Genomic DNA, 11781 nt, shown 5'->3' on the forward strand with positions numbered 1-11781 from the left:
TCTCGTCCCATCGAAGCCGATCACGCAGGGGTGACTGGGCGTGGTGGACACGGGGGCGGTCGCACGGCCGGGTCGCAAGGAGGGCGCCTTCGATCCGGAGGCGCCGGCGCACCGGGTCGCGTTCGCGCGCGGGCTGCGGGAGCTGCGCCAGGAGTGCGGCGGACCGTCCTATCGCATCCTCGGGGCGCTGTCGCACTGCGGTGTCGGGTCACTGTCCGAGGCGGCGAGCGCGCGGCGGTTGCCGACCTGGGAGACGACCCGCGGGTACGTCACGGGCTGCCTGCGGCACGCGGGGCGTGACCGGGAGATCCCGCAGGCTCTGCGGGAGTGGCGGTCGCGCTGGGACGAGGCCGGTCGGCAGGAGCGCGCACACCGCGAGCCGCCGGAGCCTGTCCCGCCGGTCCCGCCCGTTTCGCCGGCCCTTACCGTCTCGCCCGGCCTGCCTGACGAGGTCGAGCGGCCCCGGGCGCGGCAGCGCGCGGCCGGTGTCGCGCTCGTGGTGCTGCTGGCGCTGAGCCTGCTCGGCGGTGGTGCCGTGCCGCCGCTGCCGCGGATGACCGGCCTCTACAACGTGGTCGTCACCCCGTTCGCGTCCTCCGGCGCGGCCGAGCGGTCGCGGCTGCCCGACGCGCTCCAGCACACCCTGACCCGGGAGCTGCGGGCCTGGTCGGAGGGCGTACCCGCGGTCCAGCTCCGCGGCCCCACCGGCGTCCGGGCCGCCGACGGCCCCGACCGGGTCGCGGCGTTGCGGGCGATCGCCGACCGGCACTCCGCCGACATCGTCGTCGCGGGCCGGGTCGACGCCGCCGGCGACCGGGTGACCATCACGGTCGAGCTGTTCCTCGCGGAGCGGATCCTGGCCGAGACGCCCGAGCTGGTCGGCGTCCACGAGATCAGCGTGACCGAGCCCGCGGACGTCCTCGACCGCAACCCCGCGATCAACGAGCAGCTCGCGGCCGACACGCTCGACTACGTGGCGGGCGTCGTGGCGTTTTTGCGCGGTCTCGGCGACTACGCCACCGACGACTTCACCGGCGCCGAGGCGCAGTTCCGCACGTCGGCGGCCCGGTTCACGGCGACCGGGCAGCGCACCGTGCGGATGGAGACGGTCCACCTCATGCTCGGCAACACGATCGGGCGGGGCGCCCCCGACCGGTTCGCGGCGGCGGCCGACTTCTACCGCCGGGCGCTGGCGGCCAACCCGGGCTACGTCCGGGCCCGGGTCGGCCTGGCCGAGGCCGAGCGGGTGGCCAGCGGCTGCGGCGACCGGCCTGCGCTGGAGCGGGCCGTCGACGGCTACCGCGCGGCCCTCACGGCCGGCACCGACGCCGGCGACCTCGACCCGACGCTCGCGGCGCTGAAGGCCCGGCTCGGCCTGGGCCTGGCCTACCAGTGCCTCACCCTGGCCGGTGGCGGCGACCACTGGGCCGCGGCGCAGGCCGCCTTCGAGGCGGTGCTCGCAGGTTACGCCGCCCCACCGGCGGCACCCCGGCAGCGGTTGCCGCTGGCGGCGGAGGCCCGGGCGGGGCAGGCGCTGACCGCGTACCTGACCGCCGACAAGCCCGAGACGGCGGCCCGCTACGGCGGCTATCCGGCGGCGGTCGACGCGTACGAGGAGGCTCTGGCCCTGCTCGCCCGGGTCGACGTGGTGCGCCCGACCCACGTCCGGCGCGAGCTCGTGCTGCTGCGCAACCTCGCCGCGGTCCACGAGCGGATGGGCGCGCCCGACCGCGCGGCGGAGGTCGAGGACCGCATCGGCCGCGCCGAGGCCCGGTTGGAGTCGACGCTGCGGAGCGGTGGTGCGCGATGATCTTCCCGGGTACGCGCCGCGACCGCACCGTCTACGGCGGGGCGCTGGTCGTGGTCACCGCGGCGGCCCTCTCGCTCGGCTTCGGGCTGGGCCGGTCAGAGGGCGAGGCCCGGGTGCCGGAGGCGGCGGCCGTCGCCTCACCGTCCGCCGTGCCCGAGAGCGCTCCGGAACCGACACCGGTCGTCACGGCGGAGCCGACCGTCGCGCCCGAGGCCACGCGGGCGCCGGGCCGGCGGCCGGCCCCGCCCGCTCCGCCGCTCCCGCCGGCGGCCCGCCCCGGTGCGCGGCCGGACGACCCGGCCGCCGAGCAACGTGGCGACGTGCTGAAACGGCAGGACCCGCTGCCACCCGGCGTACGCGAGCAGCTCGAGTTCTTCGTCGGCGGCGGCTCGGAGTGCGGCGGCCAGTTCGGTGACGTGCCGGAGATCGCGGGGGTGACCGCGGTGCAGGAGATCCCGAGCCGTACCCGCCTGTGTTTCCTGGGTTTCAACCAGGAGCAGCCGCTCGCGCTGACCATCGTGGAGCCCGGCGGCCGCACCCTGGTCCATGACCTCACGCCGCCGGCCGACGTCGAGGCGGACTTCCTCTACCGCTTCCCGCGTACGCCCGGTGAGCGTCTCGGCGATTATCACGTCCGAGCAGTCCAGGGCGAGGTGGCGGTGACGCTCGACTTCACGGTGCGCCGCGCGACCGCCCCGCGGATCTGGGTCGACCACCGCCCGGGCATGATCCCCGGCGACGACGTGCACGTGTTCGTCGGCGGTTTCCCCCCGAACCGCACGGTGGACCTGCTGCTCTACGGCGGCGAGGAGCGGCGCTACCGCACGTCGATCCCGGTCAGCGTCGACGGCAACGGCGAGGGCCACGTGGTGCTCGACACGAAGCTGGACGACGCGGTGGGCTGCTACGGGGTCACCCACCCGCTGGTGTACGCGGTGGAGGACGAGGTCAGGAGCCTGTTCTGCCTGAGAAACCCGTAGAGAGCGTGTCGCCACGGGCAGGCGGGGTAGGTTGCGGTTCATGACCGATCGTGAGAACGCGCGCCGCGCCGCCGCCGCGCACACCGAGGCGTCCCGCGAGCTGGAGTCGTTCCTGCGCCGGGTGCCGGAGGTGCCGGAGCCGGAGCACATCGCGGAGTTCGCGACGCTGCTGGCGCGCGAGGAGGAGATCCGCGCGGAACGCCAGGACGCCCTTGACGCCTTCGGCCTGAGCGCGCCGAGCATCGACGAGCCCTGAGTTGCCCGCACCCCTCGTCGTGGTCGACGTGGCCAACGTGATCGGCTCCCGCCCGGACGGCTGGTGGAAGGACCGCGCGGCGGCGGCGACCCGCCTCCGCGACGAGTTGGCGGCCGCGGTGGCCGCCGGCCACCCGATCGGCGACGTCGACCACCCGCTGGACCTGATCCTGGTGGTCGAGGGCCGCGCGGGCGGCGTGGGCCCGGTCCCGGGGGTCGAGGTGGTATCGGCACCGAGGTCGGGCGACGACACGATCGTCGCGGTGGTCCGCGACCGCGGCGAAAACCGCGAGACCACGGTGGTCACGGCCGACCGCGAGCTCCGCGCCCGCGTCTCGGCCCTGGGCGCCACGGTCCAAGGCCCGCGCTGGCTGCGTCCCTGACGGCGGGCGAGTTCACGCGGGCGTGATATCGATTGTGCCGTGGCTGACTCCGCTCTCGTGTTGGGTGCCGGTGGGATCACCGGCATCGCCTGGCAGCTCGGTCTGCTCATCGGGCTGCGGGAAGCCGGTGTCGACCTCACCGACGCCGGTGTCATCGTCGGCACCTCCGCCGGTGCCGTCAGCGGGGCCCTGGTCGCGTCCGGCATCGATCCTGTCGACGCCGCGAAGATCGAGGCGCGGTTCGGGGTCGACGACCCGCCGATCCGGCCCGACTGGGCGCGCGGTGCCGAGGTGTTCACCCTGCTCGGCGACGAGAGCCGCGAGCCCGGCGAGGTGCGGGCGCGGGTCGGCGACCTCGCCCTCGCCGCGGACGTCGGGCCCGAGGAGCCGTACGTCGAGTCCCTGCGCCGGCGCCTGCCGATCGGCGGCTGGCCCGACCGGCCGCTGCTCGTCACCGGCGTGTCGGCCGAGACCGGCGTGCCGGTCGTCTGGGACAAGCACTCCGACGTGCCGCTGTACCGGGCCGTCGCGGCGAGCTGCGCCGTGCCCTGCATCTTCCCCGCCGTGACCATCGACGGCGTCCGCCATATGGACGGCGGCGTCCGCTCGGGTACGAACGCCGACCTCGCCACCGGCGCGAAGCGGGTCGTCGTGCTCGCGCCCCTCGCCCCGATCCGGATGCGCGGCGCGCCGGCCGCCGAGATCGACGCGCTGCGGGCGAGCGCGAAGGTCGCCCTGGTCGCACCCGACGAGGCCGTCCTCGAAGCGCTCGGCCCGAACGTGCTCGACCCCGGCCGCTGGGAGCCCGCGATCGAGGCCGCGACGGCACAGGGCCGCCGGACCGCCGCCGAGGTCGGCGACGTCTGGCGGCCCTGACCGGGAACCTAGCGGTAGTCCTGCTGTCGCGTGTAGACACCCACGATCGCCGCCAGGTGCGGGTCGGACGTGATGGTGAAGAAGCGGCCGGGGCGCAGCTCCACACTCGACGGGTTGGCCTGGTCGGTCGTCGCCGGGCCGTTGATCGCCGCGTCGTAGATGAGGATGTCCTTCTTCGCCGAGATGTCGCGCGACGGGTGCTTCAGGATGCGGCCGACGGTCGGCCGGCCCGGCCCGAAGGTGCCCGACAGGTCGCCGTAGGTGAACAGCACGTCACCGTTGCGCAGCACCAACTGGTGGTGCGAGGAGGCCGGCAGGCCGGTGGAGACCGGCGTCGTCCAGGTGTGGCCCCGGTCGTACGACCACGATGCGTACGCGATGTTGATCGACGTCCGGATGACCGAGAGCAGCACGCCGTTCTTGAGCAGGCTCAGGTTCGGCTCCTGGAAGTCGAACGTGTCCGCCCGCCCGATCACCGACTCGTTGGCCGCGGGCCAGGTCCGCCCGCCGTCCGTCGACCGCACCACGGTGGCCGGCCCGGTGCCGCCGGTCGGCAGCCGTCCGTAGAGCGGCACCAGCAGGTCGCCGTTCGGCAGCTCCAGGATCGGCCCGTGGGTGGCCGCGTGGCCGGCGTAGTAGGCGCCGACGACCACATCGGACGGTCCCTCCATCGCGGTGCCGACCTCGATCGGCGTGTTCCACGACCCGCCGCCGTCGACGGATCGCGTGACGAACGTGCCGACCAGCGTCACCGGGCGACCGGGATAGCCGGTCCAGTCCGTGCGGAAGAAGTTCATCAGCACGGTGCCGTCACGCATCTGCATGAGCTTGGGGTCGCGGTCGTCGATGGCGGTGTCGATCGCCACCCGTGGCGTGCTCCAGGTGTGGCCCTGGTCGCGGCTCTGCACGACCATGATGCGGCCGTCCTGGTTGATGTGGGCGACCGATTCGCGGTACGCGACCAGCAGTCGCCCGTCCTTCAGTTCGATCATGTCGCCGAAGAACGCGCGCTTGCCGCTCTCGGCCGGCGCCACGATGACCGGGTCGGTGGGCGTGCCCGACGGCGGTGCGGCACCCGCGGTGGCACCGAGCAGGGCAAGAGGGGCGACAAGGGCTACTGACACGCGACGCAGGAGACGACGCACGAGAACCACTCCCAACATGGTGTACGGGGGTCCGGCGGCCGGGGCCGAAGCTATCTGGAACGCCATTTCATGTCAATGAATCTATCGGTTGACATGGAACGGTGTTCCAGGTGAACTGGCGACCACCACCCCGGAGGTCCACATGGTTCAGCGAGGGCGGCGCACCGCCGCGAGACGTCTGATGGTCGGCGTCGTCGGCCTGGTCACCCTGATCGTCCCCACCGCGGCCAGCGGCCAGACGCCCGCCGACACCGGCGTGCCGCAGGACGGCAACCTGGTCGCCAACAGCGGCTTCGACGTCGGCGACCGGTCCGGCCGCCCGATCGCCTGGAGCATCGAGGGCAACGAGTCCGCGGTCAACGTGGTCAACCTGTCGGCCTGGCGCACGGCGGGGCCCGGCTCGCTCGAGGTCAACGTCCCCGCCGGTGGACCAGTCACCGTCTCCAGCGACCGGATGGTCGCCGCGCCCGGGTCCGCGTACACGTTGACCGCCCGGGTCAAGGGTCGCGCCGGCAAGCCGGCCGTCCTCTCGATGGTCTTCACCGACTTCAACCGCACCGAGGTCGGCGGCAACGCGGCGGACACCGCGTTCAGCGCGGACTGGCAGACCGTCACCGTGACCGGCACCGCGCCGGCGGGCTCGGCCCAGGTGACGATCCGGATCGCGGGCGCCGAGCCCGGCTGGTCCTACTGGGACCAGGTCAGCCTGACGCGGGCGCCGGCCGCGTACGACCCGCGCCTGGGCAGCGCGCGCGAGCTGTTCCTCGACGACTACCGGATCGAGTCCAGTCAGGACGTCGGCCGGGTGGTGCACGCGGCGCGGACCCGGCCGGAGCCGCTCATCCGGCCCGAGTACCCCTGGGAGTCCTCCGCGTACATCTACGGGTCGGTCTTCAAGGTCGGCAAGGTCTACCGCATGTGGTACGACTGCAACAACGACGTCGCGCCCGGCTACTACCTCTGCTACGCCGAGAGCAGGGACGGCGTGAAGTGGACAAAGCCGCTGGGTCGCGGCACGCTGGGCTACAAGGACATCCCTGCGTCGCAGACCAACCTGATCATCGCGGGTGGCGGCACCATCGCCTACAACCCGACCGCGCCGGCCGACCGGCGGTACGCGCTGATGCAGTTCAAGACCGGCGCCGTCAACGACACGCTGGGCTACTACGTCTACTTCTCGCCGGACGGCTACACCTGGACCTCCGGCGGCGACCGGCCGGTGCTGCTCGACGGTGACGTGTCCAATGTGGCCTGGGACCCGGCACGCGGGGAATACATCGCCACCATCAAGAAGCGCATGTTCACGTCGCGTACGCCCGGCGTCTACGACCGTTCGGCGTTCGTCTCCACCAGCAAGGACTTCCTGACCTGGAGCACGCCGGTGCTGGGCGTCAGCGGCGACTACGCGGACGACGGGGCGGCGCAGGCGTTGAACGGCCTCGAGGGCCAGATCTACGGCATGCCCGTGCTGCCGTACGAGAGCACGTACATCGGCATCCCGTGGGTGTTGCTCATCACCAACTTCACCCAGGGCGCGCAGGCCGGTGCCGGCGCGGGCCCGGTGCTGCCGCAGATCGCGGGCTCGCGCGACCTGGTCACCTGGTCACGACCGGTGCGGGAGTCCATCATCGAGCCCGGCAGGCCCGGCGCGTGGGACGACGGCGCGCTCTACACGGCGTCCAATGTGCTCGTCGACGACCGGACGATCACCATGTACTACGGCGCTTTCAACGCGGGCCACGGCGGCCAGCTCACCACACCGGGATCGCCGAAGTACGCGAGCGGCGTCGGCATGGCGACCTGGCGCCGAGACGGCTTCGTGTCGATGACGAACGCGTCGGTGCCGGGCATCGGCGACCCGGGCACGCTGACCACGAAGACGGTGGTGACGGACGGCCGGGCGCTGCACGTCAACGCCGACGTCAAGGCGAAGGGCTCGCTGACGGTCGAGGTGCTCGACGCGGCCGGCAACCCGATCCCGGGGTACACATCGGACCGCGCGGTCCCGGTCAAGGGCGACCGGTTGGACGCGGTGGTGCGGTGGTCGGGCGGTCGGACGCTGGCCGACCTCGCCGGCCAGGAGATCAAGCTGCGTTTCTCGCTGGTGAACACCGACCTGTACGCGTACTGGATCGGCTCCTAGTCGCGCCAGGCGGCACCGGCGGCGGCCTCAGCGGCGTAGTCCGCGAACGGTTTGGGGTCGTCGCCGGTCACCCGCCGCACCGCGTCGGTGGGTGCACTGTCGCCGTGCGCGCGCAGGGCCGCGTACGCCTCGATCTCCTGCTTGGTCTGCTCGTCGGGGAGGCCGAGCGTGCGCTGCTGGGTGAGGTAGTCCTCGTCGCCGCCGCGGAACTCGACGCCGCGCCCGCAGGCGTGGCTGATCTGCCCGAGCGCCTCGGTGAAGGAAAGCGCCTGCGGGCCCGTCAGCTCGTAGGACGCGCCCTCGTGCCCGTCACCGGTCAGCACCGCCGCCGCGACGGCCGCGATGTCGTCGGCGTCGACGAACGCCTGCCGCATGTCGCCCACCGGCAGCGCGAGTGCCCCGGCCAGGACCGCGGGTCGGAAGAAGCCCTCGTCGAAGTTCTGGTTGAACCAGTCGGGCCGCAGGATGGTCCAGGCGGCGCCGGACTCCCGCACGGCCCGCTCGGCGCCGAGGAGCCGCTGCTCGCCCATCTCCTCGATGCCGCGGCTCGACAGCAGCACGAGGCGCCGTACGCCCTGCTCGACCGCGAGCCGCACGAACCCCTCGTCGACGGGCGTGCCGTGCGGGGCCATGAGATACATGCGCTCGACGCCGGCCAGGGCCGGCTCCCAGGTGTCGGCATCGGACCAGTCGAACCGCACGTCGCCGTTGCGGGACGCGGCCCGCACGTCGGCCCCGCCGGCCCGCAGCCGGGCCGCCACCCGCCGGCCCGTCGTACCGGTGGCCCCGAGCACCAGAATCGATCGTCCGCTCATGGAACCAGTCAATCAGGCCGTTGGCCATCCCGCCGGGTAGGCGGTTGACTCGTTCCGCCGGGACGCCGGCGTGCCGCCTCATGAACGCCCTGCTGCGCCGTTCGCCGACCTCGTCGGAGCTGACCTGGCGGCGGAAGGCGCATGACCTGGCGCCCTGTCCCGGGAGCGGCGGCCCGGCTTTCCTGTTCCTCGGCGATATCGCGCGAGCGTCAGCTGGACTCGATGGCGGGTGGGGGCTCGTCGTCCTTCCTGCGCCGGAAGGGCGCCGTGACCTTGCCGGCGACGGTGCTCGCCGCGCCCGCGATCGCGCCGGTCGCCGCGCCCGCGGCACTGGAGGCCGCGCCGGCGACGCTCGTGGCGGCGCCCGCGACGCTGCTCGCCGCGCCCGCGATCGCGCCGGTCGCCGCGCCGGCGGCACTGGAGGCCGCGCCGGCGACGGTGGTGGCGGCGCTCGCGAGGGCGCCAGTCGCGGTGCCCGCGGCGCTGGTGGCCGCGCCGGCGACGGTGGTGGCGGCGCCGGCGATCGCGCCGGTCGCGGTGCCCGCGGCGCTGGAGGCCGCGCTCGTGGCGACGCCCGCGACGCTGGTCGCGGCGCCGGCGATCGCGCCGCCGACGCCCTTCACCGCCGTCAGTGCCTGGGGCTCGTCGGGGACGCCGTCGCCGTCGAGGTCCACGCTGCGGAAGGGGCGGGTCACGGCGCCGGCCGCGGTTTCGATCGTCTGTGCGGTGCTACCCACCCAGCTTCCGGTCGCGCGGGCCGCGTCCTGGAGCGCCGTGAGTGCGCGGTTCGGCTCGCCGTCGGTCTCGGTCTTTCTGTCGACCTCCAGGTGCGCCGGGAACTCGGCGGGCGCTGCGGCGAAGGCCTCGTGTGCCGCGTCGACGACCGCGCGGCCGAAGACGAAGCGGGTGACGCCGCCGACGAGCGCGCCCACGCCGTACTCGACGGCTGTCTGGCCCTTTGCCCCCAAGCCCGTCCGCACGTCCTCGAGTCGGCCGGTCTGGACGCCGCGGACGAGTTCCTGGGCGGCGCCGGCGGGCAGGGAGTGCGCGAGCGTCTCCGCCCAGTGTGACCAGTCGCGCTGGCCGGTCGCGATGCTCTTCCCCACGTCCACCAGGCTCGACGAGCGGGCGAGGTCGGCGGCCATCGCCGCGATCTGGCCCTGGCCTACGCGGCCGTTCGAGAGGCCGTAGACGAGAGCGCGGGCCTGGGCCTGGTCGAGCGTCATGCCGTGGATGTCGGCCAGGGCCAGGGCGTAGAGGGCGGTGATCTCGAACTGGAGCTGCTCGTCGCCGGCGGGCAACATCTTGGCGACGTGCTGCGCGCCCAGCCGCGTGGCGCCGAGAGCGGCCTCCCGCGCCATTTTCTTCGCGGCCGACTTGCCGGCCTCGCGGGCCGCGCTCTTGGCACCGGTGGCGGCCGCGCCGGCGATGGGGATCAGGGCGATGCCGACGTCCAGGGCGATGGTGCCGGCCGTGACCAGCCCGCCGGCGACGCTGATCGCCGTGACGTAGTGCCGCTCGAGCACCCTGACCACCTCGGCCGGCGTAGCGTCGGGATTGCGTCGGCGCACCCACCGCACGTACCTCCGGGCGACCGCCTGCCGCCCCTTGATCGCGGACTCGATCTCGCGGTCGGCGGCCTCGTCGGTCAGATCGGCCTCGACCGTGATCGCGGGGAGGTCAGTCAAGGCTCATCACAGGTGGAGTGTTCCGAACGCGACGACCGGCCGCATCCGCCGGACGGGCGAGTCACCCGTCGGGGGCGTGGGCACCGCGAGCGGTATGAATGGTGCGTGGAACGACCGTCGATCGACTACGCCGCCCTGGCTTCGGACCTTCCGCCGGCTCAGCTCGGTCGGGCGATCCTGGATGCGCTGGGCGACCGCTACTCGGGCGGGCACGCCGCGTGTTCGCTCGTGGAGTTCGCGCAGTCCGGGGCCACGTATCTGTTCGACCTCGCCAGTGCGGTCGGTGGGGCGCAGGAGGATCGGACAGTTGCGGCGTGGACGGTCGCTCCTGCCGTGGTGGGCCGGCGCGACGTCGTCTATCAGCGGAACTTTCCGCTGCCGCCCGATCCCGACGGCACCCCGGTCGACAGGGGGCACCTGATCCCCCACCTGTCGGGCGGCGAGTTCGGGCCGAACATCTTCCGGCAGCATCGGGCCCTCAACCGGGGCTGGTCGGAGCAGGGCAAGCGGTTCCGGGCGCTGGAACGCGAGGCGGCGGTACCGGGGACGTTCTACTTCGGGCACCTGGTTTATGCCGACGACTCCGCGTACCCGGTGATGATCGAAACCGGTTTGCTCAGGAACGGGTCCTTGCACGTGGAGATCTTCCGCAACCGGGGTCATTAAAGGCGGATCTTGCCGGCGGTACGGGGGCGCGGTACGCCGTCGACGGCCGTGCAGATGCCGTACACGCGGGCGTGGTTGGTCCAGCCGTTGACGCGGCCGCGGTTGTTGCTGATGCGTACGCGGCCTGCCGTGTGGTCGACGGCCGTGACCAGATGCAGGTAGGTGGTGCCCGCGACACGGACGAGCACGATGTCACCGACCTCGACCCGCGCGGCCTCGACCGGCGCGACGGTCACCAACTGCCGGCTGCGAATCAGCGGCACCATCGACGAGCCGCTCGGCCGGAACTGGACGGTCTGCCCCTGCCCGACCCGTGCGGCGTGCGCGTCCAGGGCACCCATCGCTGGAGCATGCCGCGCACCGCGAACCCGGCGCCAACGAGTTTCGGATCCGGCGGTCCATTCTTGTCGTACGCCCGGTCTAATCTGCTGCCCTGGGAATGACGCGCGGCACGGGGAGGTCGAGATGGAGGCACGGGTAAGACGGGTGGAGCGGGCCGATACGCCGGTCATGTTCATCGCGGCGCGGGACGAGTCCGACGAGATCGCGCCGGCTTGGGACCGCTTGGAGTCGGTGCTGGGATCGTTGCGCGGGCGGCGGTTCCTAGGGGTGTTCGACGACTCGGGCGTCTACCGATGCTGCGTGCAGGCGCGCGACGATGATCGCGCGGCTGCGCTCGGTCTGGAGTCGTCGGTGGTTCCGGGGGGTTTCTATCTATGCGCCACGATCCGCGGGGCGCAGCCCGCCGCCTATGACCTTCTAACGCCGACACATGATCTCCTACGCCGCAGTGGTGCGCGCGACACGAGCCGGCCGAGCATCGAGTTCTACCGACGCCACGACCGGATCGACCTTCTCCTGCCGGTCGTCTAAGGGGCACTGTGGAGGGACGATGAAGCTGCTGCTCGCGCCCGCGGGCGTCTAGCACGCGAGCACCCGCGACGCGCTGGTCGGGTCCTGGCAAGTTGACCGCCGAGTCCCACGGCGATCCCCACGGCGACGCCCGCGCCACCGCGGTGC

At 73.1% G+C, this 11781-nt stretch carries 12 protein-coding genes; 8 read left to right on the forward strand and 4 right to left on the reverse strand.

Annotated features, from left to right (window positions below):
• Nucleotides 1–40 precede the first annotated feature (40 nt).
• Genes Asi02nite_RS24910 through Asi02nite_RS24930 form a run of 5 tightly spaced genes read left to right on the forward strand, consistent with a single transcriptional unit; the run spans nt 41 to nt 4304 of the window.
• Entirely contained in the window at nt 41–1810 is a 1770-nt protein-coding gene (locus Asi02nite_RS24910) for a hypothetical protein (protein WP_203716327.1), read from the forward strand.
• Entirely contained in the window at nt 1807–2790 is a 984-nt protein-coding gene (locus Asi02nite_RS24915; protein WP_203716328.1) for a hypothetical protein, read from the forward strand. The genes Asi02nite_RS24910 and Asi02nite_RS24915 overlap by 4 nt, the downstream gene beginning before the upstream one ends.
• 40 nt (nt 2791–2830) lie before the next feature.
• Nucleotides 2831–3046: a hypothetical protein gene (locus Asi02nite_RS24920; RefSeq protein ID WP_203716329.1), complete on the forward strand. Its 216-nt coding sequence runs from the start codon at nt 2831–2833 to the stop codon at nt 3044–3046.
• Between the two features lies 1 nt (nt 3047).
• On the forward strand, nt 3048–3428 hold the full coding sequence (locus tag Asi02nite_RS24925; protein ID WP_203716330.1) for a hypothetical protein: 381 nt from the start codon (nt 3048–3050) through the stop codon (nt 3426–3428).
• Between the two features lie 39 nt (nt 3429–3467).
• A complete protein-coding gene (locus Asi02nite_RS24930; protein ID WP_239127043.1) occupies nt 3468–4304 on the forward strand; it encodes a patatin-like phospholipase family protein in 837 nt (278 codons plus the stop codon).
• Between the two features lie 8 nt (nt 4305–4312).
• Here Asi02nite_RS24930 and Asi02nite_RS24935 read toward each other — a convergent pair whose 3' ends face one another.
• Nucleotides 4313–5428 carry a sialidase family protein gene (locus tag Asi02nite_RS24935; RefSeq protein ID WP_203716331.1) on the reverse strand — a complete coding sequence of 372 codons (1116 nt, stop codon included), beginning with the start codon at nt 5426–5428 and terminating at the stop codon, nt 4313–4315.
• Between the two features lie 163 nt (nt 5429–5591).
• On the opposite strand from Asi02nite_RS24935, the gene Asi02nite_RS24940 reads away from it, so the two are divergent.
• Entirely contained in the window at nt 5592–7592 is a 2001-nt protein-coding gene (locus tag Asi02nite_RS24940; RefSeq protein ID WP_203716332.1) for a glycoside hydrolase family protein, read from the forward strand.
• Here Asi02nite_RS24940 and Asi02nite_RS24945 read toward each other — a convergent pair.
• Nucleotides 7589–8407 carry an NAD(P)H-binding protein gene (locus Asi02nite_RS24945; protein WP_203716333.1) on the reverse strand — a complete coding sequence of 273 codons (819 nt, stop codon included), beginning with the start codon at nt 8405–8407 and terminating at the stop codon, nt 7589–7591. The genes Asi02nite_RS24940 and Asi02nite_RS24945 overlap by 4 nt on opposite strands.
• A gap of 209 nt (nt 8408–8616) precedes the next feature.
• On the reverse strand, nt 8617–10095 hold the full coding sequence (locus tag Asi02nite_RS24950; protein WP_203716334.1) for a hypothetical protein: 1479 nt from the start codon (nt 10093–10095) through the stop codon (nt 8617–8619).
• Nucleotides 10096–10200: 105 nt separating this feature from the next.
• Between Asi02nite_RS24950 and Asi02nite_RS24955 the strand changes: the two genes are divergently transcribed.
• Nucleotides 10201–10761, forward strand: coding sequence for a hypothetical protein (locus Asi02nite_RS24955; RefSeq protein ID WP_203716335.1), 561 nt, complete (start codon nt 10201–10203; stop codon nt 10759–10761).
• Here the strand turns inward: Asi02nite_RS24955 and Asi02nite_RS24960 are convergent.
• The gene (locus Asi02nite_RS24960) at nt 10758–11102 is read right to left on the reverse strand and encodes a hypothetical protein (RefSeq protein WP_203716336.1); all 345 of its coding nucleotides are present in this window, start codon (nt 11100–11102) and stop codon (nt 10758–10760) included. The genes Asi02nite_RS24955 and Asi02nite_RS24960 overlap by 4 nt on opposite strands.
• A 124-nt stretch (nt 11103–11226) precedes the next feature.
• Here Asi02nite_RS24960 and Asi02nite_RS24965 point away from each other — a divergent pair, with 124 nt between their 5' ends.
• Nucleotides 11227–11634 carry a hypothetical protein gene (locus Asi02nite_RS24965; protein WP_203716337.1) on the forward strand — a complete coding sequence of 136 codons (408 nt, stop codon included), beginning with the start codon at nt 11227–11229 and terminating at the stop codon, nt 11632–11634.
• Nucleotides 11635–11781 lie beyond the last annotated feature (147 nt).

The organism is Asanoa siamensis, assembly GCF_016862555.1.
In the GTDB taxonomy this organism is placed as follows: domain Bacteria; phylum Actinomycetota; class Actinomycetes; order Mycobacteriales; family Micromonosporaceae; genus Asanoa; species Asanoa siamensis.